Source organism: Arthrobacter zhaoxinii, assembly GCF_024385505.1.
GTDB classification, from domain to species: domain Bacteria; phylum Actinomycetota; class Actinomycetes; order Actinomycetales; family Micrococcaceae; genus Arthrobacter_B; species Arthrobacter_B zhaoxinii.
The window spans coordinates 607420-632839 of the sequence record NZ_JANFLT010000001.1; the positions used below are offsets into that span (position 1 = coordinate 607420).

The following is a 25420-nucleotide window of genomic DNA, read 5'->3' on the forward strand; positions in this document are numbered from 1 at the left end:
AAGCTTGAGGCAGGGGTGCCCGGAGCCGACAGGGGTAAGCGGAGAACTGCCTCCGGACGGGGGCAGACCGGCGTCCGGCGGGTGCTTTTGGCGAGCGGGAGCCCGCCGTCCGGCGGTTTTGTCCACTGGCGATAAACTCGGTTTGTGAGCACAGAACTTCCAACACAGGTGTCCGATATCTTCGACCCGCAGCAGTGGCGTCTCGTTTCCGGGTTCGAGGACCTGCAGGACATGACGTACCACCGCCAGGTGGAGCGCGACGCCGACGGCGGCGTCGTCCGTGATCTGCCGACCGTGCGCATCGCGTTCAACCGTCCGGAAGTCCGCAACGCCTTCCGCCCCGGTACCGTCGACGAACTGTACCGGGCCATGGACCACGCCCGAATGACACCCGATGTTGCCACCGTGCTGCTCACCGGCAACGGCCCCTCCCCCAAGGACGGCGGCCACTCGTTCTGCTCCGGCGGGGACCAGCGGATCCGCGGCCGGGACGGGTACCGGTACGCCGAGGGTGAGACAAAGGAAACCATCGACCCGGCACGCGCCGGCCGGCTGCACATCCTGGAGGTGCAGCGCCTGATGCGCACCATGCCCAAGGTGGTCATCGCCGTCGTCAACGGCTGGGCCGCCGGCGGCGGGCACAGCCTGCACGTGGTCTCGGACCTGACCATCGCCTCGCGCCAGCACGGCAAGTTCAAGCAGACCGATGCAACCGTGGGCAGTTTCGACGCCGGCTACGGCTCGGCGCTGCTGGCCCGGCAGATCGGCCAGAAGAAGGCCCGCGAGATCTTCTTCCTGGCCCGGGAGTACTCCGCCGAGGACATGGTGGCCATGGGCGCCGTCAACGAAGCAGTGGACCACCAAGACCTGGAGAAGGTCGCCCTGGAATACGCCGCGGACATTGCCCGGCAGTCGCCGCAGGCGATCCGCATGCTCAAGTTCGCGTTCAACCTGGCCGACGACGGCCTGGCCGGGCAGCAGGTCTTTGCGGGCGAAGCGACGCGGCTCGCCTACATGACGGACGAGGCTGTGGAGGGCAAGGAGGCATTCCTGGCCAAACGCGACCCGGACTGGTCCTCGTTCCCCTACTACTTTTAGGACCTCCTTGGAACTGCTCCCAGTCCTGATTACCCCCGGCTTCGACGCCGGCATGCTGCTCTCCCCGCTGGCCGACGCGCTGGCCGGGGAAGGCCCCGCGGTGGCACCGCACACCGATCCGGCCCAGACCTTCACCGGTGAACTGCCCAATGACGACATTGCCCTGGTGGTCAGCACCTCCGGCTCTACAGGCACCCCGAAGCAGACCATGCTCAGCACGGACGCGCTGGCGGCATCCTCGATGGCCACCGCCATGGCTCTGAAGGCCGACGGCCAGTGGCTGGCTGCCCTGCCGGTCAACTACATTGCCGGCATCCAGGTCCTGGTCCGCTCCCTGTATGCGGGGACGCAGCCGGTCTTCATGGACCTGTCCGTGCCGTTCAGTGCCGAGGTCTTCACCCGGGCCGCGGAGGACATGACGGACCGTAACCGCTTCACCTCGCTGGTACCCACCCAGCTCCACCGCCTGCTGCAGGATCCGGCGCCGGAAACCCTGCGCGTGCTGCGCCGGTTCAATGCCATCCTGCTCGGCGGCGCGCCGGCCGGCGCTCCCCTGCTGGAAAAGGCCCGAGGCTACGGGCTGAACATCGTGACCACCTACGGAATGAGCGAAACGTGCGGCGGGTGCGTTTACGACGGCGTGCCGCTGCCCGGCGTCGACGTCATCCGATGGGAGGGGCGCCTCTGGATTGCCGGTGACGTCCTTTCGGACGGGTACATGGGCCGGCCGGACCTGACCGAGGACCGTTTCCGGTTCAACTCCGGCCGCCGCTGGTTCCGCACGGATGACACCGGCACAGTGGACGAGGCCGGCAAGGTCACCGTCTCCGGCCGGCTGGACGACGTTATTGTCAGCGGCGGGATCAAGATCTCCGCGCAGGCCGTGGCCGAAGCCGTGGAGACGGTGGACGGCGTCGAACAGGCGTTTGTGCTGGGCCTGGACGACGCCGAGTGGGGCTCCCGTGTGGGCGCCGCCGTCGTCGGCAGCGTGGATCCGGAACTGGTCCGCAACGCCGTCCGCTCCAGGCTCGGCGCCGCCGCGGTCCCGAAGGTGGTCCTCCTGCTTGAATCCCTGCCCCTGCTGCCCAACGGCAAGGCGGACCGGATGACCCTGCTGCGGCTGCTTGCCGCGGCGCAGCACTGAACCGCAGTTTTCCCCACCTGTCTCAACTCAAGAACTAAGGAACAACACCGTGGCTACAGCCGCCCAATGGTTAGAAGGCGCCCGCCCCAGGACGCTGCCGATGGCGATCGCGCCGGTCATCATCGGATCCGCCGCCGCCTACGATCTCGGGGACTTCCACCCCGTCCGGGCCGTCCTGGCGGCCCTGATCGCCGTGCTGCTGCAGATAGGCGTGAACTACGCCAATGACTATTCCGACGGCATCCGCGGTACCGACGACAACCGGGTGGGCCCGCTGCGGCTGACCGGCGCCCGGCTGGCGTCCCCGAAACAGGTCAAGTACGCGGCGTTCGGCTGCTTCGCCGCGGCCATGCTGGCCGGAGTGGCCCTGGTGCTCCTGGCCGGTACGCCGTTCCTGATCCTCGTGGGTGTGGGCTGCGTCGCGGCCGCCTGGGGGTACACCGGAGGCAAGAACCCCTACGGCTACCGGGGGCTGGGCGATGTGTTCGTCTTTATCTTCTTCGGGCTGGTGGCCACACTGGGCACCACCTACACGCAGGCGCTGGAAATCAACACGGCCGCGGTGCTCGGCGCCGTCGGTACCGGCCTAATCGCCATGGCCCTGCTGATGGCCAACAACGTCCGCGATATTCCCACAGACCGGGTGGCCGGAAAACGGACCCTCGCGGTACGGCTGGGTGACGGCGGAGCACGGATCAGCTACGTGATGATGCTGGCCCTGGCGCTGCTGCTGCCGCTCTTCATCGCGGGCAGCTACCCGTGGATCCTGCTGGTGCTGCTGCTCATTCCGGCGTGCATCCTGCCCTGCGGGCTGATGCTCACCGGCAAGAAGGGCTCCAGCCTGATCCCGGTCCTGAAACACACCGGATTGATCAACCTCGGCTTCAGCGTGCTCTACGGCGCCGGGCTCGTCATCACGCGGCTGCTGGCCTAGCTTCCGCCGGCGGGCTAAGCCCCGCGGACGCTCTACGCCTCGCGGCGGCGGTCGTTGTCGATCCGGACGTCCGGGTTTTCGGCCACCAGGGTGTCCTCGGCCGCCGAATCGTCCAGTTCGCCGCGGTTGCGCTTGGGTGCGCGTTCCTCAGTGAAGCGCCGCTGCACGGTACGGGCTGCTTCGTCCCGCATATCGCGGGCAAAGAGGTAGGTCACGCACCAGGCCAGAACTGCGGCGGCAAGCGCCGAGAGCAGGACCCCCAGCTGCAGCAGCATGCAGATCACAAAGAAGACGGCCACCAAACCCAGGCGGAGAGCAGTAAATTTCCAGAAAGCCACGCCTTCATTCTAGGCGCTCTGCGTCCTGAGCGTTCCTTCGGTTCATCCGGCGCCGCCGGTGGCGGGCTCCACTACAATGTCCGTATGCCCCGTCTAGTCTTGTTCGGCGTCATCATCGTCGCTGCTGTGATCATTTACGCCGTCATCGACTGCATCATGTCCCGCGCCGATGAGGTGCGCAGCATCTCCAAAGTGTCCTGGCTGTTCACCATCATCCTGATTCCGGTCCTGGGCGCGCTCCTCTGGTTCCTGTTCGGCCGCCCCTCCGGCGGTTCCAACGGAGGTTCCGGCCCGCGTGAGCCGCGGCGCCCATCGGCCCCCGACGACGATCCCGAGTTCCTGCGCAACCTGGAGATCCGGCGCCGCCAGGAACAGAAGGAAGCCGAACTGCGGGCCCGTGAGGCCGAGCTGCGGGCGAAGGAAGGCCGCGGCACACAGAACGACGACGACAAGCCCGGTACGTAGGGGCCTGTTCAACGGCGGGCCTTGCCGCTTCCGGCGCACCGCCTCTGCAGCCGATCAGCCCGTAAAAAGACCCGTTCCGGATGGTTCCGGAACGGGTCTTTTCTTTGTACTGCTGCGGGCGGCTCTGCCCCGCGGTTTAGACGCCGGAGTAGCTGTGCAGACCGGAGAAGAACATGTTTACGATCGTGAAGTTGAAGACCACGCAGAGGTAGCCGACGATCGAAAGCCAGGCGGAACGGGTGCCCGTCCAGCCGCGGGTGGCACGGGCGTGCAGGTAGCCGGCGTAGACCACCCAGATGACGAAGGTCCACACTTCCTTGGTGTCCCAGCCCCAGTACCGGCCCCAGGCCTGTTCGGCCCAGATTGCTCCGGCCATGAGGGTGAAGGTCCACAGCACGAACGCCACGGCGTTGATCCGGTAGGACAGGTTCTCCAGGCTCTGTGCAGAGGGCACGATGCGCATGAACGGCAGCCGTTCCTTGCGGCCGGAGCGGATCCGGGTCTCCCGGTCCGCCTGCAGGAGCTGCAGCACGGACATGGCGAACGTCAGGGTGAACAGTGCCGAGGCGATCACGGCCACGGAGACGTGGATGATCAGCCAGTAGCTCTGGAGCGCGGGAACCAGGTGGGCCACCGGCGTCGGGAACCCGATGGTGGCGGCCATCATCATAACCAGCACCAGGCCGAGCACCACGGTGCCGAGGAACCGGAGGTCGCGGCGGGTCAGCACCAGCAGGAACACCACGGCGACAACGAGGGCGCCGGTGGTGCAGAACTCGTACATGTTGCCCCACGGAACCCGGTGGGCGGCCATGCCGCGGGTGATGACGCCCGCCGCGTGGATAGCGGCGGCGAGCACGGTCAGGGCCACACCCACCCGTGCTGCGTTGCGGCGCGGACCCGTGTAGCCCATGGCGCTGTCGGCGGTCTGTGCTTCCCGGCTGCCGTCCGCGTCCCAGTCCCGGGCCGAGCCGTTGCCGGCTCCGGCGGGGACGGTTTCCCGTACGGCGGTCTTTTCTTCGAGCCGGCTCTCCACCGCACGGATGGTTTTGCTGCTCTTGGCGAGGTCCCACGAGAAGGCCAGGAAGGCAATCGTGTAGGCAAAGGCCGCCAGCAGCATAAAGAGCTCGCTGTAACTGGCGAGGGTGTAATCGATGGAGGGCATTACCGGTCCTTACGTGGTTCTTCTGCGGCGCTGCTGTCCGCCGATGCGTTTGCGGGTACGCTGACCCGCCCAACATTGTGTGCCTGCGGGTCCTGAGGTGCCAACCACTTCGCGGCAAACAGCCCGCGGAGGGCAGCGGCTTCACTGGTGAGCCGGGGATCTTCGCCCCGGGCCAGGAGCCCGTATTCAACCATGACCCGGCCGTCCGGATGCTGGCCTGCCCGGACCCAGACCCGCCGGCGCGCCAGGAACAGCGACGCCGCGAGGCCGGAGAGGGCAAGCACCGCAAACACGAGGACACCGGTTTTCGCCGGGTCGTAGTGGATGTCCAGTGCGGCGTACCGCTTGAGGCCGTCGAAGGTGATTGAGCCCTTGCCGTCCGGCAGTTCGTAGGTCTCGTTGGCACCCAGGACAATGCCGCCGGCGTCGAGGTCGCGGTTGTTCAGCGGCGTCAGGTCTTCGGTCTCCAGCACATAGACGTTGGAGGGCACGCCTTCGTCCAGCCCCAGGTCTCCGAAGTAGGAGTTGAGGTTCAGCTGGGGGTTGATCGGATCGGGATCACCGGAGTAGCTGACCCCGGCGTCGTCGATCATGGCGGTGGGCAGGAAGAATCCGACGAACCCCAGCTGGTCGGGCTTGGCGTCCGGCGCCTTGATCACGGCGAGGGAGGTGTACATGGCATCGGTGGGCACCGCTACAACCGGGCCTTCCAGGGCGACGTTGCCCTCGCCGTCGCGCACGGTCACTACCGGGGCGTAGCCGTTGCCGACCAGGTACACCCGGGTGCCGCCCAGGGTCAGGGGTGAGTTGACCTTCAGGACCTGTTCCTCCGGCTCGGCGTCCGGGTCTTCCTTCACCGTCACATTGGCGGTGAAGTCCAGGGGCTGGCCGTAGTGGGTTTCGGATTCGCGGTCGAATTCAATGTCGAATTTATCCAGTGTCAGCGAGTACGGGCTCAGCTGGCTTTCGGAGAAGTTGGAGCCGGGAGTGAAGGTGTCATAGCTGACCAGGGTGTTGACGAAGGACTCCCCCTCCACCACGATCTTCTGCCCGCTGTAGCCGAACAGCCCGCCCAGGGCCACGCAGGCCAGGACACCGATAAGGCTGGTGTGGAAGACCAGGTTGCCCAGTTCCTTGGCGAACCCGCGCTCGGCGCCGACGGAGGGGCGGTCACTGTCCACATCCCTGATATCCACACGGTAGCCGCGGCGGCGCAGGATCTTCGCGGCGTCCCGCACGGCGTCCGCCGGGCTCAGCGACGCGTGTGCCGGAACTGCCAGCGTGCCGTATTCGGGCATCCGGGAAAGGCGGCTCGGCGTGCGCGGCGGCTTGGAGCGCATGGCCTTGTAGTGCGCCTTTGCCCGGGGAATAACGCAGCCGATCAGTGAGATGAACAGCAGCAGGTAGATGGCCGAGAACCAGACGGACGAGTACACGTCGAAGAGCTGGAAGCGGTCCAGCCACGGTCCTGTTTCGGGATTGTCCTTGAGGTACTGCGTCACCACCGAGGGATCGGCGGGGCGCTGCGGAAACAGTGATCCCGGCACGGCGGCGACGGCGAGCAGCAGCAGCAGGAACAGCGCCGTCTTCATGCTGGTCAGCTGGTTCCAGGCCCAGCGCAGCGTGCCAAGCAGCCCCAGAGCGGGCAGCGCAACGTCGTCCCGGCGTCCCTTGGCGGGGCGGGGGTTGGACGGGCGGGGCTTAGTTGCTTTGTCTGTCACGTCATCCGGTTCCGGGGTCAAAGTTTTCTCATTGGTCGTGTGTTCTTCACTGGTTTCGGCATCAGATCGGCAGGGTCACGTTACCCAACCAACCTTGGAGCTGGTTGATCCACAGGTTCCAGACTCCGCTGACCATCAGCAGGCCGAGGGCAATCAGCATGCCTCCGCCGAAACGCTGCAGTGCCAGCCGATGGCGGCGGAAGATGCCCAGGGCACCCATTCCCCGGCGGAACCCGATGGCGATGAGCAGGAACGGCAGCCCCAGCCCGAGGCAGTACACGAAGGTCAGCAGTGCGCCCTTGGCGGCGCTGGCGTCGCTGCCGGAAAAGGAAAGCAGTTGGACGGCGGAGAGTGTGGGGCCGATGCACGGCGCCCAGCCCAGGCCGAAGGTGATGCCCAGCACCGGGGCACCCCACAGTCCGGCCGGAGGCTTGGCTTCGATCTTGCGGTCCCGCTGGAACCAGCTCATGCCGCCCATAAAAACGATGCCGAGCAGGATCACGACGAGGCCGAGGGCCTGCGAGATCCAGGCCTGTTCGGAACCTTTCAGCCATGCGCCCAGCTGCCCGATTCCGGCGCCGAGCGCAACGAAGACCACGGAGAACCCCAGCACGAACAGGCCGATACCCGCGAACATCCGGCCCCGGCGCTGCTTCTGCAGGTCAACACCGGTCAGTCCCGTGACGTAACCGAGGTAGCCCGGCACCAGGGGCAGCACACAGGGGGAAAGGAAGGATACGAGCCCGGCCAGGGCCGCCACCGGGATGGCCAGCAGCACGGAGCCGTTGAGCACGGTGTCGGCAAACGTATTGGCAGTGGACTCGGCCACCGGGGCCACGACGGCGGGGAGGAAGGACACTGTCCCTACGCTGCCAGCGCGTCGGTGATGAGGGCCTTCAAGGTGCCTTTGTCCGCCAGCCCGAGGATTCGGGCAGCCACGCGGCCCTGCCTGTCCAGCACGAGGGTTGTGGGTACGGCCGACGGCGGAACGAAGTTGGTCATGGCCAGCAGCACGCCGCCGTCCTTGTCCCGGAAGCTCGGGTACGGAATGTTGAAGTTCCGTTCGAACGCTTCGGCGGTTGCCTTCTCGTCCCGGATGTTCACGCCGTAGAAGCGCGCGCCGTCGCCGGCAAAGTCATCATGCAGCTCCACCAGGTCCGGGGCTTCCTTCCGGCAGGGAGCGCACGCGGCGTACCAGAAATTGAGCACGACGACGTCGCCGGCCCAGTCGGACGATGCCACCTCGGTGCCGTCGAACAGGGTTCCCGTGAGCTGCACGGCTTCGCCGCGCTCGGAGGGATCGTATTCGGTCACCGAGCCGTCTCCGGCAATGTAGTTCTTGTTGTCTCCTGCGTTTGCCTGCTCGGCCAGCGGGTCATCCGTGGAGCAGCCGGCAGCGGTTGCGGCAAAGGGGACGGCGAGGGCCAGTCCGGCACCGAGCCGGAGGAAGGAGCGGCGGCCTAAGGACTCCGGTTCAGCAGGGCGTGGGCGGTTCTTCAAGGATTTCCAGCTTTCATCGCGGCAGGGAGAAGCCACTTCTACAACGCGTAGTAATTCTATTATGCTCCCGGAACATTCGCTGCACCGGGGAGGAGGTCCTCGCTCGGCTCTGCGTAGCGCACGCCGGTGAGCACGGCGCCGTCGAACTCCAGGGTGGTGACGGAGGTGAGGGTGCACTCGCGCTGGCGGGGATCGTGCCAGAGCTTTTTACCCTCAGCTGCCAGCCGGGTGACCCAGATGGGCAGCTGGTGGCTGACCAGAACAGCTTCGGCGTTGTCTCCGCCAAGTTCCACGGCGCGCAGTCGTGCGTCGTCGACGGCGGACATCACGCGGGCCACCTGCTTGGCATACGGCTCACCCCAGGACGGACGCATGGGATTGCGCAGGAGCGGCCAGTACCGCGGATTTCGCAGCTGGCTCTTGATGCGGGACATACCTTCAAAGCGGTTCTCCGCTTCGAGGATCCGCTCATCAGTGACGATTTCGAGGTTCAGTGCAGCTGCCAGCGGCGCCGCCGTTTCCTGGGCACGGGTCAGCGGAGACGCGACCAGGTAGACGAGATTGGCACCCTGACTGCGTTGTTCGACGAAGTGCTCCGCAACCCGGTCCGCCATCTGGCGTCCCAGGTCCGACAGATGGAACTCCGGGAGGCGGCCGTACAGAACCTTGTCGGGATTGAAGACTTCACCGTGGCGCACGAGGTGTATGGATGAGCGGGACATGTGTCCCAGTTTCGCAGAGTTGGGGCCAGCGGCTAAATCATTGGATCTCGCCGCACATTTCACTTGAACCTTTAACCAAACCGTGCAACACTGTATGCAAATGCATGAATATGCCGCCCGGGATCCTCCCGCCGGCACAGCAACCATAAGGAGCTCTCCATGATCCCCAGCGGCCTCACCACCGGAACCTGGAATTTCGACGCCTCCCACAGCGAAGTCGGCTTCACCGTCCGCCATGCCGGCATCAGCAAGGTCCGCGGCAACTTCGACAAGGTTGAGGCTACCCTCACAGTCGGCGAAACCCTGGCGGAAACCACGGTCACGGCCGTAATTGCCGCTGATTCCTTCAACTCCAACGATGCGAACCGTGATGGCCATGTCAAGGGCGCAGACTTCTTCGACGTCGAGCAGTTCCCGGAACTGACCTTCACCTCCACCGGCATCGAGGGCTCCGACTCCGATTTCAAGGTCACCGGCGACCTGACGATCAAGGGCATCACCCGCTCGGTAGTCATGGATGCCGAGTTCAACGGTGTGGCCGTGGACCCCTTCGGCGCCACCCGCTCCGGCTTCTCCGCCAGCACCGTGATCAGCCGCAAGGACTTCGGCCTGACGTGGAACGCCGCGCTGGAAACCGGCGGCGTGCTGGTAGGCGACAAGGTCACCATCAACGTTGACGCAGCCTTCGTAGCTGCCTAGCAACCTCCCCATTCCCCCCCACAGGGCAGCCCCGGACCTCTCGGTCCGGGGCTGTATTTTTGCAGCCATCTTTCCGGGACCCCTCACCCTCCGAAGCCTGCGGCGCTACGCTGGTTACTTGGCTGCGGGGGGCGCCCCCGGCCATTTCCTGCCGACGGCACACCCGTCCAGCCTCTTCAAGCCACCAACCAGCAGGCAGGCGGACATGAGTACACCAGAGAACACTCCCGAGCCAGGCCGCGACCCGAATTACCCGAATAATCCCCCGGTGCCCGGCGGCCCCGGGGCTCCCGGAGGTTCCGGGGCTCCCGGAGGTTCCGGGGCTCCCGGTGGTTCCGGGGCTCCCGGCGGCCCTGCTGATCCCGCGCCTCGACCGGTCCCCCAGTACGGCCAGTACGCTCCAGGCCCCTACACCTCCGGCCAGGCCTCTGGCTCCGGATACGGATATCCGACGCCGCCCGTCAACCCTGCAAAGGGCGCCCCTCCGCGCGAGGTCGTCACCGGTTCGTGGCTGATCATCGCGGCAGGTGTGTTGAGCCTTATCAACAACGTGATCACGTCGTTCAGCCTTCCCTCCCTGCTGACGTCCCAGGAGCAGCAGACATTCAACGACGCCGGATTGGATGAACGGAGCGTGACCACCTTCCTTATTGCCTTCGGCATTGTCGTAGCCCTGATCAGCTTCGGAATCTACGTACTGATCGCGCTCTTTGTCCGGCGGGGCAAGAACTGGGCGCGTATCCTCGGCACCGTGTTTGCCGCCTTCTCGCTGATTGGCATCTTCACTATGCTCGGCGCCTACTTCACCTCACCGCTGAGCCTGATCTCGCTGGCTTCCAGCCTGCTGGGAATTGCGGGCATTGTGATGCTGTACCTGCAGCCGTCCAATCCGTACTTCCGCAAGGCTCCGCTGTACCCCTACTAAGCAGGCCTACTGAGAAGTCCCGGCGGTATCCGCCGGGACTTCTCCCCTGCCGGGCCGGGTTCTGCGGAGTAGGGGTCACAGGCCGGTCTTGCCCGCGTAGCGTTGTGTTCTCTTCCGGCGATGGGTTGCTTCCGCAGGGCGCGCCGGAGGATGCCGTTCCGCCGTGAAGGGGAGGACCATGGCCGCACTGCTTCCCAACCCGCCACACCAGAAGAAGCGTCTGCCGCTGCGCTATCTGCACCCATCAGCCGGTGCTCCGGGCAATGCCGGCATTTTGATTCCCGAACCGCCGGCGTATCCCCCGGCAATATCCGGGAGTACTACAGCATCCGGCGGTTCAGACGAAGCCAGCGCGCCTGCTACCGGCGCCGGGCCGGACAGCAGCAGGCATGCCGCCTACCTTTGGCTTCAGACGGGGCTGCGAGGTGCCTTCGCCTGGCTGGGGACAGGACTGCGAGGTGCCTTCGCCTGGCTGGGGACAGGACTGCGAGGTGCCTTCGCCTGGCTGGGCAGCGGGGCACGCGGCGTCTTCGCCTGGGTCCGTGCAGGGGCGCTGGGCACCTATGTCTGGGTCCGCAGTCTCGCTCACCGTACGTCCGATCACGTCCAATCCGGGGCGCATGCCGTCTCGCTGCAGGTCCAGGCCGGAGCTTCCGCGACGACAGCGGCAGCACACACCGGCGCTGTTCGGGTACGCAGCGGGGCGCACGCCGTCTCGCTAGGGGTCCAGGCCGGAGCCCGCACAACCTCCGCCGCAGCTCATGCCGGAGCCAACAGGGTTACCAACTGGGTCCGCACAGCGACCCGCACCGTCTGGAGTTGGATCCAGGCCGCCGCACACGCCGTATCGAAAGCTGCGCGGACCGTGGCGCACGCCGTCGTTATCTCCGCCCAGGCCACCGCACACGCCACCGCCGTCGCAGCCCGCACCACAGCGCACGCCGTTTCAGTTTCCGCTCAAGCTGTCGCGCACGCCGTATCGAAAGCTGCGCGGACCGTGGCGCACGCCGTCGTTATCTCCGCCCAGGCCACCGCACACGCCACCGCCGTCGGGACCCGCACCACAGCCCACGCCGTCGTCATCTCCGCCCAAACGACCGCGCACGCCACCGCCGTCGGAACCCGCACCACAGCCCACGCCGTTTCAGTCTCCGCCCAAGCCACCGCGCACGCCGTATTCATCGCGGCCCGCAGCACGGCACACTTCGTATGGGTCGTAGTTCGCACTGTCGCCCGCATCATTGCATTTACTGTTCGTATCAGTGCACGCGCCGCCACTATGCTGGTCCGCGCTGTCCAGCGTCATCTGCCGGCAAACACCGGCAATCCCGTTCCTGCCATAGCTGCCGCTTGTGCCTTGATCGCAGGTTCCGGGCTGGTCAATCTTGGCGGCACTCTCTCTACGGTTTCCCGCATGGCCGTACCCGAGTCGCTGCCGCCGATGCTGGTGCTCCTCGAACGATACGGAGTCACCGGCACCCACTATGCCAGGACCATCGCCGCCATCGAGATCGCGTATGCCCTGGTGATCCTCGGAATTGCACTACTGCTTGCGGTTACCCTCCGGGACAAGCGCCGCTGGGCGCGGATCGTCTCGGCACTGCTTGCGGGAGCAGCCCTCTTCTATGCGCTCAATGCGGGAACGGGGACCCAGGCAGCGGCTGCAGCCCTCGCCGCGGCAGGAGCCGGCATCACCTTTACCAAGGGAGCAGCGCCGTGGTTCCGCCGGCGGACCTACGAAAGCGAACCGGTCCCGGACGAGCCGGTCCCGGACGAGCCTTTCCAGACGGATCAGATCCCGGCCGAGCTGCTCCGGGCAGATCGGTCCTAGCGAGCCAGGCGTGCCCGGGCGGCAATCTGCGACGCCTGGGCACGCTGTGCGTGGTACGCCAGGATCTGGAGTTCGGTTGCCATGTCCACCTTGCGGATCTGGACATCCTCCGGCGCCTGGAGCACCACGGGGGCAAAGTTCAGGATGCTGGTTATGCCACACTCCACGAGTCGGTCGCATAGGTCCTGGGCCACCTCGGCAGGCACCGAGAGCACAGCCATGTTCGCCCTCGTCTTTGCCAGTACATCCTCCAGCGAGTCCGCCGGGCTGATCCTCAGCCAGCCCACCTCCTGGCCGATCACCATCGGGTCGGCGTCCAACAGTGCCACCACCTCGAAGCCCCGGGAGCCGAAACCGGGATAGCCTGCCAGCGCCCGGCCCAGGTTGCCTGCACCGACTATGGCCACCCGCCAGTTCAAGGTCAGGCCAAGCGCGGCGGAAATCTGTCCGCTGAGATACAGGACGTCATACCCCACCCCCCGGGTCCCGTACGACCCCAGGTAGGACAGGTCCTTCCGGAGTTTGGGCGAATTCACGCCGGCGGCTTCGGCAAGCTCCTCCGAGGACACCCGCTCTCTGCCGTCACTGAGCATGGCGGTCAGCGCACGGAGGTATATGGGCAGGCGGGCCAACGACGCCGGCGGTATATGCCGCTGGGCAGCGGCACCTGCCGCCGGGGTTCCGGCAGGTGATTCGCCGTTCTCGGTTTCCCGCTCCAGCTCCGTGGGCTTTGAACGGATCTCGTCGGGTACCATTACGCTCCCAGCAGACGCCGCAGCCGTGATTCGTCGATTGTCCAGAAGTCCCGCTGGACTCCGTCGATAAACAGCACAGGGATCTCCTCGCCGAAGCGTGCGGCCAGTTCCGGTTCGTCTTCGGCACTGCGTTCCTGCCACGCAACACCAAGGTCCTCCCCCACGCGCTTGAGCACCAGCCTGGCATCTTCACACAGGTGGCATCCCGGTCGGGTAAGGAGGACGACTTGCGGTCCGGCGGATTCGCTCATACCTCCAAAATAGCCCCATATCGTCCTATTACCGCGCCCGGTACGGGTTTTGCGTAGACTCGAACCATGCCCCGAGCCACTGTAGTCCGAGCCACCGGAACTACTCATGCTGCGGGCAAACCCGGCGAGGCCGCCTTTTTCGACGTCGACAATACGCTGATGCGGGGCGCGAGCCTGTTCCACGTGGGCCGGAAAATGTACCAGCGAAAAGTCTTCACGATTCGTGAAGCGGCCGGATTCGCGAGCAAGCAGCTGAGATTCATGCTGCAGGGGGAAAACCTCAAAGACGTCCACTCCGTCCGGGATGCTGCACTGGCTTTCGCCACCGGACTCTCCTCGGAGGATGTCCGCACGCTCGGCGAAGAAGTCTACGACGAGATGATCGTGTCCAAGATCTGGCCCGGCACGCGGGCGCTGACCCAGCAGCACATGGAATCCGGCCGGCCCGTCTGGCTGGTGACTGGAACTCCCATTGAAGTTGCCTCCGTCATCGCCAGCCGGCTCAACCTCACCGGCGCCCTCGGCACCGTCAGCGAGGTCACCGACGGCATGTACACCGGACGCCTGGTCGGCGAATTCCTCCACGGACCGGCCAAGGCGGCCGGCGTCCGGGCGCTGGCGGAAAAGGAAGGCCTGGACCTGCAGAGCTGCTGGGCGTACAGCGATTCCTACAACGACGTTCCGATGCTGAGCATGGTGGGGCATCCGGTGGCGATCAATCCGGATGCCCGTCTTCGCCGTCATGCCCGCGACCGCAACTGGCCCGTGTATGACTTCCGCTCCGGCCGCAGGGCGGCGACGCTGGGCCTGAAGTCGGCCACCGTCGCAGGGGCCGGCTACGGCCTGTGGCGGGGATTCTCCTGGGTCCGGGACCGCTGACCGTTACGCATCACGCGTTAAAAACCGGAGCCCGCCTATCCGTGAGGACTGGCGGGCTCTGCCGTAGCGGATCCGAGACTGCATTTGCAGCCGCGGAACCGTTACAGCGGTCGCTGAGAAGGGTCTACTTCTTATTGCGACGCTGGTGACGGGTCTTGCGAAGCAGCTTGCGGTGCTTCTTCTTGGCCATACGCTTGCGGCGCTTCTTGATTACTGAACCCACAGAGTCCTCACAAACTTATTAGGAGTCACCGGCCTCCATCCCCTGCTGCCGTGGGCGCAGGGGCTAAATGCCGGTAGTTACTGGCGACGATTAAAACGTTCCTTAACAGGGTACAGCTTCGACGCTGTGGAATTTGACAGCCGGCAACTGCAGCCGGAAACAGCCGTTCCCGCACTGTTCATCGGCGCCGCCCACCGGAAGCAGCGCTAGGCCGAGTCCGAACGGCGGTCAATGACGGCGTCGCGCAGCACCTTCTGAACGGCCGATTCCGGTACACGGTAAGACCGGCCGAAACGGACTGCCGGCAGTTCGCCGGAATGCACCAGGCGGTACACGGTCATCTTGGAGACGCGCATAACACCGGCGACTTCCGATACCGTCAGAAACCGCACATCCGAGAAGTTTCCCTCGTCTGCCATTTAGTCCCGTTCCTTTGCTCATTGCCGCTGCTCCCCGCAGCAAGCCAATGGGAGCACCTGTGGCTGAAGGACATCGCCTTACCGGCCTGTTGCGACGTGCGTCACTGATGGCCCCGTATGGTCCCTACTGTAGTGGCAGGAGTAACCATAGTGGAAGTTCTTTCGGCAGCCGCAGGCAGGGACGGAGCAAGCCGGCCCTAGATCACTCCCTGGGCAAGCATGGCATCGGCAACCTTCACGAAGCCGCTGATATTGGCACCCACCACGTAGTCACCGGGCGCACCGTATTCCTCGGCCGTCCCGGCACACCGCTCATGGATATTGACCATAATTTCGCTCAGCCGGCGTTCCGTATGCTCGAAGGACCAGGAGTCCCGGCTCGCATTCTGCTGCATCTCCAGGGCGGAGGTTGCGACGCCTCCCGCGTTTGCGGCTTTGCCCGGACCGAACAGCACACCGGCGCTTTGGAAGGCAGCAATGGCCGCCGGGGTGCACGGCATGTTCGCGCCCTCGGCCACGGCCCGGACCCCGGACTTGATCAGTGCCAGCGCGTCCGTTTCGTCCAGTTCATTCTGGGTGGCGCAGGGAAGTGCGACGCCGGCACCCGCGTTCCAGATGGATCCGTCCGCCACGTAGCTCACGGAATGTCCGCGGCGCTCGGCGTACTCCGCGATCCTTCCCCGCTCCACTTCCTTGATCTGCCGCAGCAGCGGAACATCGATGCCCTTTTCATCCACGACATACCCCGAGGAATCCGAGCAGGCCACCACCGTGGCACCGAGCATCTGGGCCTTGTCTATCGCGTTGATGGCCACGTTGCCCGAGCCGGAGACGATCACGCGCTGCCCGTCCAGGCTCATGCCCTTGGTCTTGAGCATTTCCTCGACAAACATCACCGCGCCGTAGCCGGTAGCCTCGGGACGGACCAGTGACCCGCCCCAGCTCACGCCCTTGCCGGTAAGGACGCCCGATTCGTAGCGGTTCGTGATCCGTTTGTACTGTCCGAAAAGGAAACCGATTTCGCGGCCGCCGACGCCGATGTCCCCGGCGGGAACGTCCGTGTACTCACCGATGTGCCGGTACAGCTCGGTCATGAAGGACTGGCAGAAGCGCATTACCTCGGCATTGGATTTGCCACGCGGATCAAAGTCGGAGCCGCCCTTGCCGCCGCCGATGGGCATGCCGGTCAAGGCGTTCTTGAAGATCTGCTCGAACCCGAGGAACTTGATGATGCCCAGATACACCGAGGGGTGGAACCGCAGTCCGCCCTTGTACGGGCCCAGCGCGGAATTGAACTCCACCCGGAAACCCCGGTTGATCTGCACCTGGCCCTTGTCATCCACCCAGGGCACCCGGAAGATGATCTGCCGTTCAGGTTCACAGATCCGCTGGAGGACCGCTGCTTCGGCGAACTCGGGATGCTTGCGCAGCACGGGTGCGAGGGAATCGAATACTTCCACCACTGCCTGATGGAATTCCGTCTCACCCGGATTGCGGCGGAAAACGTCGTCGCGTACGCGTGTCAGTACACGTTCCATGTGTGCTCCTTAGAGGTAGGGCTCCCCCGCTAAGGACTACGCTAGCCCCGCGGGCACTGGCGAAGCGATACAGGACAGGCCCAATGGTCCGGCGGCCTCGCCCCTAGGGCCGGCGGCGGCGGAACTTGGGCAGCTGGCCGAACAGGTCCGCTGCCCGTTCCGCTGCACGGCCCACGGTACGGCCGAGGTTCTGCACGCCCGCATCCGCAGGCAGCGGCGGCCGGGTTTCGGCGGCACCGGGCACCAGCGCACCGGCGGCAACGGCAGCAGCCGTGGCGCGCGGCGGCGTGGCCGGAACGGAGGCAAGGATCGGCGTCGTATCCGTGAGGGACGGGAGGTCGAAGGCCCGCAGCCACAGGACCATTTCCTCCAGCGGAGCAGTCTCCAGGGAGTAGAACCGGCGCTGGCCTTCGGCGCGCATGGAGACGAGCCCGGCTTCACGCAGCACCTTGAGGTGTTTGGAAACCGTGGGTTGGCTGACCTCAAGCTCCTCCACCAGCGTCCCTACGGACTTGTCGCCGGTACGCAGGGCGCCCAGGATTTCCCGCCGCGTACCTTCCGCGATTACTGCAAACACATCGTCAAACACCATGGCATTTACCCTAGCGGATCCGGACCCCGGAGCATCCCGGAGGAACGCCGGCTGGCCGCACGGGGCGGGGACCTCGGGAATGCTTTGCGCAGTTCTGCTGCTCTAGCGCACGCCGACCACGTTGTTGATGGCGTCCACTACCTGGTGCGGGTCTTCGACCGTGATCACGAGACGGTCATACCCCTCCGCCGGATCGAGTGTGATGACGACGGCGCGGTCGTATCCGGAGATATTCCAGAACTGCTTTTTTCCGCCGGAGTGGAAGGTACCGGACAGCTTTCCGGGAAGGCCCAGACCGGGACCGCGCCAGCCCTTCGGTTCGGCTCGCATACCTGGATCGAAGGTCGCTCCCCGGACGTGCTCAAGCGGAAACCGCAGGCGGCGCTTGAATGACCACATCTTGTTCAATCCGACCGGCTCGATTACGAGGTACCCGGGGGTGACGGTGACTTTGTTGCTGCTCATGCCGAATCCTTCTCCTTGTGCAGCCCTGCGCGGGTCAGCAGGCGCCTGCCTAGTTGCTCTCCGGTAATGCCGTGCGCTTCGAGAAGACCCGCGATCCGCTCGCGGACACGCTGGTCGGTGGGGGCGAGTTCGAGCAATCCGACCAGGATCACGTCGAGACTTTCATCCGAGCCGCTTGCCGGGTCGACCGCATCGAGAACCCGCAGAAACAGCCCGTGCTTGCTCCCGAAGACCCCATACAGGCTGCCCCGATGCACTCCCGTTGCTTCGACAAGATGGTCTACCGAGGTAGACGCATATCCCCGCTGCCGGAACACCGCCGCGGCGGCATCCACTGCACCCGTTTCCTCAAACATCCGTGGACGACCCATGGTTTGAGAATAATCATTCAAGAACGAACAGTCAAGAAAAGATTTTCGCTGTTGCCCCGCCGGCAGCCTCCGGCCAGCAACCGGCTAGTCGAACCACGGATCGAGTCCGTGCAGCGGGAACAGTTCCTTGCGGGTGGCCATGACGGTCCGGTCAATCTCGTCGTTCGGGTCGTAGCCCACTTCCCAGGACCGCCACCAGAGGTCAGCTCCGTCGCCCAGCGTCTCGCCGGTTTTCACTCCGTGCTTTTCCAGCACATAGTCCCGCCAGGCCTCGGGCAGCGGGGTGGCGGGACGGACCCGCCCGTTGGCGGCCACCGACATCAGCAGCGCCCAGGACCGCGGCACCACGGAGGCCACGTTGTAGCCGCCTCCGCCGGTGGCGATCCAGCGGCCTTCGCACAGCCGGCCGGCCAGGTCGCTGATGGTCAGGGCGGCCTGCCGCTGGGCCTCCACGCTGATCCGCAGCGCGGTCATGGGATCATCCTTGTGGCTGTCGCAGCCGTGCTGGCTGACAATTACTTCCGGAGCGAACGCTTCGGTCAGCTGGGGAACCACCGCGTGGAAGGCCCGCAGCCAGCCGGCGTCCGTGGTGCGTGCCGGAACGGCAATGTTGACAGCGGTTCCTTCCGCTGCCTTGCCGCCGGTTTCATTGGCGAATCCCGTCCCCGGAAACAGGGTCAGGCCGCTTTCGTGCAGCGAAATGGTCATCACGCGCGGATCGTCCCAGAAAATGTTCTGCGTTCCGTCGCCGTGGTGGGCGTCGACGTCGATGTACACCACCCGCTGCACGCCGTTGGCGAGGAGCCGCGCGACGGCGGCCGCGGCGTCGTTGTACACGCAGAAGCCGGACGCTTTTTCATAGCCGGCATGATGCATCCCGCCGGCGAAGTTCACCGCGTGCGTCGCCTCGCCGGACAGGATGGCGTCGGCGGCGGCCAGGGAACCGCCGACCAGCCGGGCACTGGCCTCGTGCATGCCGGCGAAGGCGGGGGTGTCCTCGGTGCCCAGCCCCAGCAGCGTATTGCAGTTCTCCGGATCGGCGCCGGCGGCCTGCACGGCGCTGATGTAGTCGTAGCCGTGGACGGTCAGCAGATCGGCGGCGGAGGCGACATAGGGTTCGGCCATCCGGACGCCTTCGAGGTCGAAAAGCCCCAGCTCACGGGCCAGCCGGGCGGTAAGATCCAGGCGCACCGGGCTCATCGGGTGGCCTGCACCGAAGTCGTAAGCCAGCATGGATTCATCCCAGACAATGCACGTCGGCATAATGGGAAGGCTTAGCCCGGAACTGATCATGCAGACAGGCTACGTGATGCGGGCGCTACTCTGATATTGGTGTCCGCGCCCATCTCACGGATAAGTACTCCTACTGTGCGGAACTACCGCGGAAAAGAACTGACCACCATGGCCTTCCCACGGCAATCCCTGCTGGAGAAAGAGCAGCACAGCGGCTACGCCGTCGTTGCCGGGATCCGCGGGTTCGTGGGCCAGATGGTCACCGGCCGGCCCGCGCGGCTGGCGCTGATCGTCTTCAGCCTGGTCATCCTGCTGTTCACTGCCCTGCTGAGCCTGCCGGCCGCCTCCAGCAGCGGAGAATCCGCGCCGCTGCACGATGCCTTCTTTACCGCTGTCTCGGCGGTCTGCGTCACCGGCCTGACGGTGGTCTCCACCGCCACCTACTGGTCCACGTTCGGGCAGGTGCTGATCCTGATCGCGATCCAGGTGGGCGGCCTGGGCATCCTGACCCTGGCTTCGCTGCTGGCCCTGGCCGTGAACAAGCGGCTCGGCGTCCGCGGGAAGCTCATGGCGCAGGAGGGCATGAACACCGGCCGGCTCGGCGAGGTAGGCCACCTGCTCCGCATTGTCTTCAGCACCGCCGTCGTTATTGAGCTGGCCCTCGCCCTGGTCATGGCACCGCGCTTCATGATCCTGGGCGAGTCCCCCGGCCAGGCCATCTGGCATGCGGTCTTCTACTCGATCTCTGCGTTCAACAACGCCGGTTTCACTCCGCACTCCGACGGCCTGGTGCCGTATGAGGAGGACCTGTGGATCCTGGTGCCGCTGATGCTGGGTGTGTTCATCGGGTCGCTCGGCTTCCCTGTCATCATGGTCCTGCTGCAGACCCGTGCGCGGGTCAGCAAATGGAACCTGCACACCAAGCTGACGATACTGGTGTCCTCCATCCTGCTGATGGCCGGTGCCGTGATCTGGGGTGCATTCGAGTGGTTCAATAGCCGCACCATTGGGGACCTATCCCTGGGCGACAAGATCATCCACTCGATCTTCGCCTCGGTGATGACCCGCTCCGGCGGCTTCAACCTGGTGTCCATGACGGATCTGGACTCCAGCACCCTGCTCATCACCGACATGCTGATGTTCGCCGGCGGCGGTTCCGCTTCTACGGCGGGCGGCATCAAGGTCACCACCATCGCCGTCCTGTTCCTTGCCGTAGTGGCCGAAGCCCGCGGCGACGCCGATGTCCGCGCCTTCGGCCGCACCATCCCCCAGGGCGCCATGCGGGTCGCCATCTCGGTGACCATCCTGGGTGCCACACTGGTTGCGGTCGCCACGTCCGCACTCCTGGTCATCACGGATGAGTCCCTGGAGCCGGTTCTCTTCGAGGTGATTTCCGCCTTCGCCACGGTGGGGCTAAGCACCGGCCTCAGCGAGGCGCTGCCGCCCTCGGGCAAATACGTCCTATCGATGCTGATGTTCGCCGGACGCGTCGGCACCATCACCCTTGCCGCGGCCCTCGCCGTGCGCCACCGCAACACCCTTTACCACTACCCCGAAGAAAGGCCGATCATTGGCTGACAGACCTCCCCACAATGCCCCGGTGCTGGTCATCGGACTGGGCCGCTTCGGTGCAGCCACCGCCGAGCAGCTGGTCCGGCAGGGCCGCGAAGTCCTGGCCGTGGAACGCGATCCGGCGCTGGTGCAGAAGGCCTCGGGCCTGCTCACGCACGTGGTCCAGGCGGACGCGACGAACATCGAGGCACTCAAGCAGCTGGGCGCCGAGGACTTCTCTGCCGCCGTCGTGGGCGTGGGAACCTCGATCGAGTCCAGCGTGCTCATCACCGTGAACCTGGTGGACCTGGGCATCGAGCACCTGTGGGTCAAGGCCATCACCCCGGCGCACGGCAAGATCCTCACCCGCATCGGCGCCAACCACGTGATCTATCCGGAGGCCGACGCCGGCCGGCGGGCCGCGCACCTGGTGGGCGGCCGGATGCTGGACTTCATCGAGTTCGACGACGGTTTTGCGATCGTAAAAATGTACCCGCCCAAGGAGACGCAGGGCTTCACCCTGGGCGAGTCCAATGTGCGGGCCAAGTACGGCGTCACTGTCGTCGGGGTGAAATCCCCCGGCGAGGACTTCACCTACGCGCAGCCGACCACGAAGGTCTCCAGCCGCGACACCCTGATCGTGTCCGGCCACGTGGATCTGCTCGAGCGGTTCGCCGCACGACCGTAGGGTTCATGCGCTGCAGTGCCTGCCCCGGTGGTCCTGTGTGGCTACCGTGGTGGGTGCTGTGGTCGCCTGCTGCTGGGCGGTCCGCCTACGGGTCTGGCTCCGGCGGCAACGAAATTCCTTCGCTCGCAGAGCTCGCTTGGAATATTAAAGCCGCCTCCGCCAGACCCTACGGCGGCACGGTGCCTGCACACACCCTACGGTGGCGGAACGGTGCCTCTCGGTGCGGGCGCAGGTCATGCGCCGGAGCCAACCGGCGAGCTGCTTTCGTGGTTTCCCGGGTGCGGATAGACGAACGCCTCGCGGGGGCGGAGCCGGTGATGCTTGGTAGGTCCAGGTCATTGAAGGTCCGGATGACTGCTCCGATGGCCCGTTGGAGGTGGTGGTCTCGGCAACGATCCTTACTCGACCGAACGCAACAACGTCCGCACCCTTCAACGCACGTCCCTTCAACGCACGACGGCGGGTCCCGGGCTTCCGGGGTCTGCCGTTGTGCTGTGCACGGCGGGGTGCTGGTGACGTGCCGGCCCGGGGTTTCTGAGCGGATCGGCATCCTCGATCTACTGAGCAGATAACGGGGTTATGCGCCGGGGTTCCGGATCTACTGAGCAGATAACGGGGTTATCGGGCGGCTATAAGCCCATTATCTACTCAGTAGATCGTTGCAGGACGGGGAAGCGTCCGGATGGCCAGCACAGGGTCCCACCGGGTGGTGCTCATGTTGTTGGTGGGACCCCTTGTGCCACAGCAGCACCAATGGGTGGGATAGCCTGTCCGCTGCCGGCGGACCTTTTGTGCAATTTCCTGCGGTTTGTACACTTTCCTACGCGGCGCGGCGAGGGGATTGCCACAAACCGAAGGGATCCCGACAAACCGAAGGATTCTGACGCGGTGCCTGCCTTGCAGCATGTCCAACCGGGCCAAGGCTCTGGCGCAGCCGGCGGCAGCGTTACCACCCGGCCGTAGGACCTGGCGCAGCCGGCGGCACGACCGACCGGCCGTAGGACCTGGCGGAGGCGGCTTTAATATTCCAAGCGAGCTCTGCGAGCGAGGAATTTCGTTGCCGCCGGAGCCAGGCCCGGAGGCCGGACCCGCGAGCCGGCCACGCGAGCCGAACCTAAGCAGTCAGTTGCTTCGTGATTTCCTGGGCACGGGCAGCTGCCGCGCGGGCACCGGATTCGATGATGCCGGGCAGGTTCAGCTCGTCGAAGGTCTTGATGGCCGCTTCGGTAGTGCCGTTGGGGCTGGTAACGCCGCGGCGCAGAGTGGGGGCATCGGCGTCGGGCTCTGCCAGCATGAACCCGGCACCGGCCACGGTTTCGCGGGCCAGAAGCGCGGAAAGGTCAGCGTCCAGGCCCAGCTCGACGCCGGCACGGGCCATGGCCTCGGCCAGGTAGAAGGCGTAGGCGGGGCCGGAGCCGCTGACGGCGGACACCGCGTCCACCTGCTCTTCGGGAACCTCCACCACCGTGCCGGTGGCGGACAGTACCCGGCGGGCCAGTTCCATGGCCTCCGGTCCGGCGGAGCTGCCAGCGGAAATGGACGTGACGCCGCGGCCAAGGCGGGAGGGGGTGTTGGGCATCGCGCGGATCACCGGCTGGCCGTCCGGCAGCAGTGACTCCATCAGCGCGAGCGGCACGGCTGCCGCGACGCTGAGCACCACGGCGCCGCGGGGCAGGTCCGCCGCAATCTGCCGCAGGAGATCCGCTACCTGCACGGGCTTGACGCCGACAATGACCAGGTCCGCTCCGGCCACGGCTTTCCGGTTCGCGTCCGCATCCTCGCTGCCGGCAAGGACGGTGATGCCGTGGGCGGCGCGGAGCTCTTCGGCCCGCTCGGACCGCCGGACGGTGGCGGTTACCTGCTCGGCGGCAAGACCGCCGGCGAGGATTCCGCCGAGGATGGCTTCGTTCATCGAGCCGCAGCCCAGGAAGGTAAGTCGGGGATTCTGTGCGCTGTCCATGACTCCGATTCTGTCATGCTGCGCGCAGGCCGGGCGGCGGGGTGCCGGTTCTACGGGACGTACCGGTACTACTGGGAGACTACTGGGAAGAGTGTCCGGCCAGGACGGCCTTCGGACCCAGATGCTCCCGCGCGAATTCCAGGGTCTGCTTTAGCTGGTCCTCCCGCTCCCCCGGACCCCGGGCCTTCCGGGTGCTGACTTCCACGGCCACCACGCCGGTGAACCCGGCACCGGCCAGGTAGGAGAGCGCCTCCGCGCAGCGCTGGGTGCCCTCGCCGGGAAGCAGGTGCTCATCCTTGCCGTTGCCGGTTCCGTCCGTCAGGTGGACGTGCCGGAGCCGTTTGCCGAGCCGGCGGATCTGCTCGAACGAGTCCATGCCGGCGATGGCCGCATGGGAAAAGTCCCAGGTGACGTTTTCGTACGGTTCCGGAACGGGATTCCAGTGCGGCAGGTAGGCCTTCGCCTCACGGCCGCGGACCCGCCACGGGTACATGTTCTCCACCGCGATGGTCACCCCGTACTGTTCGGCGAGGGCCTGCACGCCCTCGGCGAAGTTCTCGGCATATCCCGTCTGCCAACGGAACGGCGGGTGCGTCACCACTGTGGCAGCACCCACTTCCGCGGCCATGGCCGCAGACAGCTCGATCTTGGTCCAGGCCGCACCCCAGACCTGCTGCGTCAGGAGCAGGGTGGGGGCATGGATCGCGAGGATCGGCTGCTGGTACCTTTCGCTCAGTTCCTTCAGCGAATCCGGGTCCTGGCTCACCTGGCTGTTGGTGACCATGATTTCGACGCCGTCATAGCCCAGGTCATGGGCCACGGCGAAGGTGTCATGCACGGACAACGGGTAAACGGATGCGCTGGACAGTGCCACCGGGATGGCGGCGTGTCCGGATGACGGCAGGGACGTCGGCATGTCAGCTGGGCTCTCCATTGGCGGAAGGACCCGCCCCGGCAGCCACGAGGAATTCTTCCCCGTCCGCAGGCCCGCGGGGCAGGTCACCGGTGGTTTCAAAACGCAGGGTGTCGAACCGGCGCAGGATCAAACCCTCACGCAGCGCCCAGGGGCAGATCTTCAGCACCGGCACGTCGAAGGCTTCCATTGCGGCCTGCGCCACGAGGGCACCGGCAAGCATCTGCGGCGCACGCAGCGTGGAGACACCGTCCAGCCCGGCACGGTCCCGGGCGCTCAGTGCACCCAGCCGCTTGGTCCAGAGGGACAGGTCCTCCAGGGTGAGCACCCGGGGCACAAACGGCCCGGCGGCCGACGGCGCGGCGCCGGCAATGCGGGCCAGGGAGCGGAAGGTCTTGGACGTTCCGGCAACGAGGTCCGGGCGGCCGAAGCCGGCGAACTCCTCTGCCGCCTCCCCCACCATGCCGCGGATGTACTTGCGCAGCTTCTTGATGCTCTTGGGCGACGGCGGATCCTCGGGAAGCCAGTCCCGGGTCAGCCGGCCGGCACCAAGGGGCAGTGACCGGGCAATCTCCGGAAGCTCGTCCTGGCCCAGGGCCATCTCGAACGAGCCTCCGCCGATGTCCAGGTCCAGGATGGACCCGGCGCCCCAGCCGTACCAGCGGCGTACGGCCAGGAAGGTCATTGCCGCTTCGTCTCCGCCGGAGAGTTCCTCCAGCCGCACCGGGGTTTCCCGGTGCACCCGCGCCAGGACCTCGGCGCCGTTGGCTGCCTCCCGGATGGCCGAGGTGGAGAAGGCCAGCAGGTCCTGGGCGCCGTGCCGGCGGGCAAAGTTCCAGGCCTCGTTGACGAACCCGATGAGTTCATCCTGCCCGGCCGCGCTGATCGCGCCGTCGGCGTCCAGATAGGACACCAGCTGCAGCGGCCGCTTGTGCGAGGCGAAGGGGAAGGGACGGGCACCGGGATGCGCGTCCACCAGCAGCAGGTGGACGGTGTTGGACCCGATGTCGAGGACGCCTAGGCGCATGATTCCATTATCG

The 25420-nt window shown here is 65.9% G+C and carries 28 protein-coding genes; 10 read left to right on the forward strand and 18 right to left on the reverse strand.

Annotation, left to right across the window (positions count from 1 at the left end; all coding sequences use genetic code 11):
- Window positions 1-144 precede the first annotated feature (144 nt).
- Genes NNX37_RS02845 through NNX37_RS02855 form a run of 3 tightly spaced genes read left to right on the forward strand, consistent with a single transcriptional unit; the run spans window position 145 to window position 3176 of the window.
- Window positions 145-1098 carry a 1,4-dihydroxy-2-naphthoyl-CoA synthase gene (locus NNX37_RS02845; protein WP_255790751.1) on the forward strand — a complete coding sequence of 318 codons (954 nt, stop codon included), beginning with the start codon at window positions 145-147 and terminating at the stop codon, window positions 1096-1098.
- A 7-nt stretch (window positions 1099-1105) separates the two neighbouring features.
- The gene (locus NNX37_RS02850) at window positions 1106-2242 is read left to right on the forward strand and encodes an AMP-binding protein (RefSeq protein ID WP_255790752.1); all 1137 of its coding nucleotides are present in this window, start codon (window positions 1106-1108) and stop codon (window positions 2240-2242) included.
- A gap of 49 nt (window positions 2243-2291) precedes the next feature.
- Window positions 2292-3176, forward strand: a complete 885-nt coding sequence (locus tag NNX37_RS02855; RefSeq protein WP_255790753.1) for a 1,4-dihydroxy-2-naphthoate polyprenyltransferase — start codon at window positions 2292-2294, stop codon at window positions 3174-3176.
- A gap of 32 nt (window positions 3177-3208) precedes the next feature.
- Here the strand turns inward: NNX37_RS02855 and NNX37_RS02860 are convergent, their stop codons facing one another.
- Entirely contained in the window at window positions 3209-3514 is a 306-nt protein-coding gene (locus NNX37_RS02860; protein WP_255790754.1) for a DUF4229 domain-containing protein, read from the reverse strand.
- Between the two features lie 84 nt (window positions 3515-3598).
- On the opposite strand from NNX37_RS02860, the gene NNX37_RS02865 reads away from it, so the two are divergent.
- Entirely contained in the window at window positions 3599-3979 is a 381-nt protein-coding gene (locus NNX37_RS02865) for a PLD nuclease N-terminal domain-containing protein (RefSeq protein ID WP_255790755.1), read from the forward strand.
- A gap of 136 nt (window positions 3980-4115) precedes the next feature.
- Here the strand turns inward: NNX37_RS02865 and ccsB are convergent, their stop codons facing one another.
- The 5 genes from ccsB to NNX37_RS02890 form a co-directional block, all read right to left on the reverse strand.
- Entirely contained in the window at window positions 4116-5144 is a 1029-nt protein-coding gene (gene ccsB, locus NNX37_RS02870) for a c-type cytochrome biogenesis protein CcsB (protein ID WP_255790756.1), read from the reverse strand.
- Window positions 5144-6865, reverse strand: a complete 1722-nt coding sequence (resB, locus tag NNX37_RS02875; protein ID WP_407079907.1) for a cytochrome c biogenesis protein ResB — start codon at window positions 6863-6865, stop codon at window positions 5144-5146. Before resB ends, ccsB begins: the two co-directional genes overlap by 1 nt.
- Window positions 6866-6926: 61 nt before the next feature.
- A complete protein-coding gene (locus tag NNX37_RS02880; protein WP_255790758.1) occupies window positions 6927-7724 on the reverse strand; it encodes a cytochrome c biogenesis CcdA family protein in 798 nt (265 codons plus the stop codon).
- Between the two features lie 5 nt (window positions 7725-7729).
- Entirely contained in the window at window positions 7730-8365 is a 636-nt protein-coding gene (locus NNX37_RS02885; RefSeq protein ID WP_407079908.1) for a TlpA family protein disulfide reductase, read from the reverse strand.
- A 59-nt stretch (window positions 8366-8424) separates the two neighbouring features.
- Window positions 8425-9087: a histidine phosphatase family protein gene (locus NNX37_RS02890; RefSeq protein WP_255790759.1), complete on the reverse strand. Its 663-nt coding sequence runs from the start codon at window positions 9085-9087 to the stop codon at window positions 8425-8427.
- A 159-nt stretch (window positions 9088-9246) separates the two neighbouring features.
- Here NNX37_RS02890 and NNX37_RS02895 point away from each other — a divergent pair, with 159 nt between their 5' ends.
- The 3 genes from NNX37_RS02895 (at window position 9247) to NNX37_RS02905 (ending at window position 12542) form a co-directional block, all read left to right on the forward strand.
- On the forward strand, window positions 9247-9786 hold the full coding sequence (locus NNX37_RS02895; protein ID WP_255790760.1) for a YceI family protein: 540 nt from the start codon (window positions 9247-9249) through the stop codon (window positions 9784-9786).
- Window positions 9787-9991: 205 nt separating this feature from the next.
- Window positions 9992-10711, forward strand: a complete 720-nt coding sequence (locus tag NNX37_RS02900) for a hypothetical protein (protein WP_255790761.1) — start codon at window positions 9992-9994, stop codon at window positions 10709-10711.
- Window positions 10712-10889: 178 nt separating this feature from the next.
- The gene (locus NNX37_RS02905) at window positions 10890-12542 is read left to right on the forward strand and encodes a hypothetical protein (protein WP_255790762.1); all 1653 of its coding nucleotides are present in this window, start codon (window positions 10890-10892) and stop codon (window positions 12540-12542) included.
- Here the strand turns inward: NNX37_RS02905 and NNX37_RS02910 are convergent.
- Together NNX37_RS02910 and NNX37_RS02915 are read right to left on the reverse strand one after the other, a co-directional pair.
- Window positions 12539-13297, reverse strand: a complete 759-nt coding sequence (locus NNX37_RS02910; RefSeq protein ID WP_255790763.1) for a redox-sensing transcriptional repressor Rex — start codon at window positions 13295-13297, stop codon at window positions 12539-12541. The two genes, NNX37_RS02905 and NNX37_RS02910, sit on opposite strands and share 4 nt — an antisense overlap.
- Window positions 13297-13548: a glutaredoxin family protein gene (locus NNX37_RS02915; protein ID WP_255790764.1), complete on the reverse strand. Its 252-nt coding sequence runs from the start codon at window positions 13546-13548 to the stop codon at window positions 13297-13299. Before NNX37_RS02915 ends, NNX37_RS02910 begins: the two co-directional genes overlap by 1 nt.
- A 66-nt stretch (window positions 13549-13614) precedes the next feature.
- Between NNX37_RS02915 and NNX37_RS02920 the strand changes: the two genes are divergently transcribed.
- A complete protein-coding gene (locus NNX37_RS02920; protein WP_255790767.1) occupies window positions 13615-14427 on the forward strand; it encodes an HAD family hydrolase in 813 nt (270 codons plus the stop codon).
- A 124-nt stretch (window positions 14428-14551) separates the two neighbouring features.
- Here NNX37_RS02920 and NNX37_RS02925 read toward each other — a convergent pair whose 3' ends face one another.
- The 7 genes from NNX37_RS02925 to NNX37_RS02955 all read right to left on the reverse strand — a co-directional run bounded on the left by NNX37_RS02925 (window position 14552) and on the right by NNX37_RS02955 (window position 19328).
- Window positions 14552-14650: a 30S ribosomal protein bS22 gene (locus NNX37_RS02925; protein WP_003792170.1), complete on the reverse strand. Its 99-nt coding sequence runs from the start codon at window positions 14648-14650 to the stop codon at window positions 14552-14554.
- A 206-nt stretch (window positions 14651-14856) separates the two neighbouring features.
- Entirely contained in the window at window positions 14857-15069 is a 213-nt protein-coding gene (locus NNX37_RS02930) for a helix-turn-helix domain-containing protein (RefSeq protein WP_255790768.1), read from the reverse strand.
- Window positions 15070-15266: 197 nt separating this feature from the next.
- The gene (gdhA, locus tag NNX37_RS02935) at window positions 15267-16607 is read right to left on the reverse strand and encodes an NADP-specific glutamate dehydrogenase (RefSeq protein WP_255790769.1); all 1341 of its coding nucleotides are present in this window, start codon (window positions 16605-16607) and stop codon (window positions 15267-15269) included.
- A 103-nt stretch (window positions 16608-16710) separates the two neighbouring features.
- Complete coding sequence (locus NNX37_RS02940) at window positions 16711-17199, reverse strand: ArsR/SmtB family transcription factor (protein WP_255790770.1); 489 nt, start codon at window positions 17197-17199, stop codon at window positions 16711-16713.
- A 102-nt stretch (window positions 17200-17301) separates the two neighbouring features.
- Window positions 17302-17664, reverse strand: coding sequence for a hypothetical protein (locus tag NNX37_RS02945; RefSeq protein ID WP_255790771.1), 363 nt, complete (start codon window positions 17662-17664; stop codon window positions 17302-17304).
- The gene (locus NNX37_RS02950; protein ID WP_255790772.1) at window positions 17661-18056 is read right to left on the reverse strand and encodes a helix-turn-helix domain-containing protein; all 396 of its coding nucleotides are present in this window, start codon (window positions 18054-18056) and stop codon (window positions 17661-17663) included. The genes NNX37_RS02945 and NNX37_RS02950 overlap by 4 nt, the downstream gene beginning before the upstream one ends.
- A gap of 63 nt (window positions 18057-18119) precedes the next feature.
- Window positions 18120-19328, reverse strand: a complete 1209-nt coding sequence (locus NNX37_RS02955) for an acetoin utilization protein AcuC (protein WP_255790773.1) — start codon at window positions 19326-19328, stop codon at window positions 18120-18122.
- Between the two features lie 195 nt (window positions 19329-19523).
- On the opposite strand from NNX37_RS02955, the gene NNX37_RS02960 reads away from it, so the two are divergent.
- Together NNX37_RS02960 and NNX37_RS02965 are read left to right on the forward strand one after the other, a co-directional pair.
- Window positions 19524-20846 (forward strand): TrkH family potassium uptake protein, encoded by a 1323-nt coding sequence (locus tag NNX37_RS02960; RefSeq protein WP_255790913.1) that lies wholly within the window; start codon window positions 19524-19526, stop codon window positions 20844-20846.
- 22 nt (window positions 20847-20868) lie between these two features.
- Window positions 20869-21507 carry a potassium channel family protein gene (locus NNX37_RS02965; protein WP_255790914.1) on the forward strand — a complete coding sequence of 213 codons (639 nt, stop codon included), beginning with the start codon at window positions 20869-20871 and terminating at the stop codon, window positions 21505-21507.
- A 1114-nt stretch (window positions 21508-22621) separates the two neighbouring features.
- Here the strand turns inward: NNX37_RS02965 and proC are convergent.
- From proC to NNX37_RS02980, 3 genes are all read right to left on the reverse strand, one after another.
- The gene (gene proC, locus NNX37_RS02970) at window positions 22622-23467 is read right to left on the reverse strand and encodes a pyrroline-5-carboxylate reductase (protein WP_255790775.1); all 846 of its coding nucleotides are present in this window, start codon (window positions 23465-23467) and stop codon (window positions 22622-22624) included.
- A gap of 79 nt (window positions 23468-23546) precedes the next feature.
- The gene (locus tag NNX37_RS02975) at window positions 23547-24383 is read right to left on the reverse strand and encodes a sugar phosphate isomerase/epimerase family protein (protein WP_255790777.1); all 837 of its coding nucleotides are present in this window, start codon (window positions 24381-24383) and stop codon (window positions 23547-23549) included.
- A 1-nt stretch (window position 24384) separates the two neighbouring features.
- On the reverse strand, window positions 24385-25407 hold the full coding sequence (locus NNX37_RS02980) for a Ppx/GppA phosphatase family protein (RefSeq protein ID WP_255790778.1): 1023 nt from the start codon (window positions 25405-25407) through the stop codon (window positions 24385-24387).
- Between the last annotated feature and the right edge of the window lie 13 nt (window positions 25408-25420).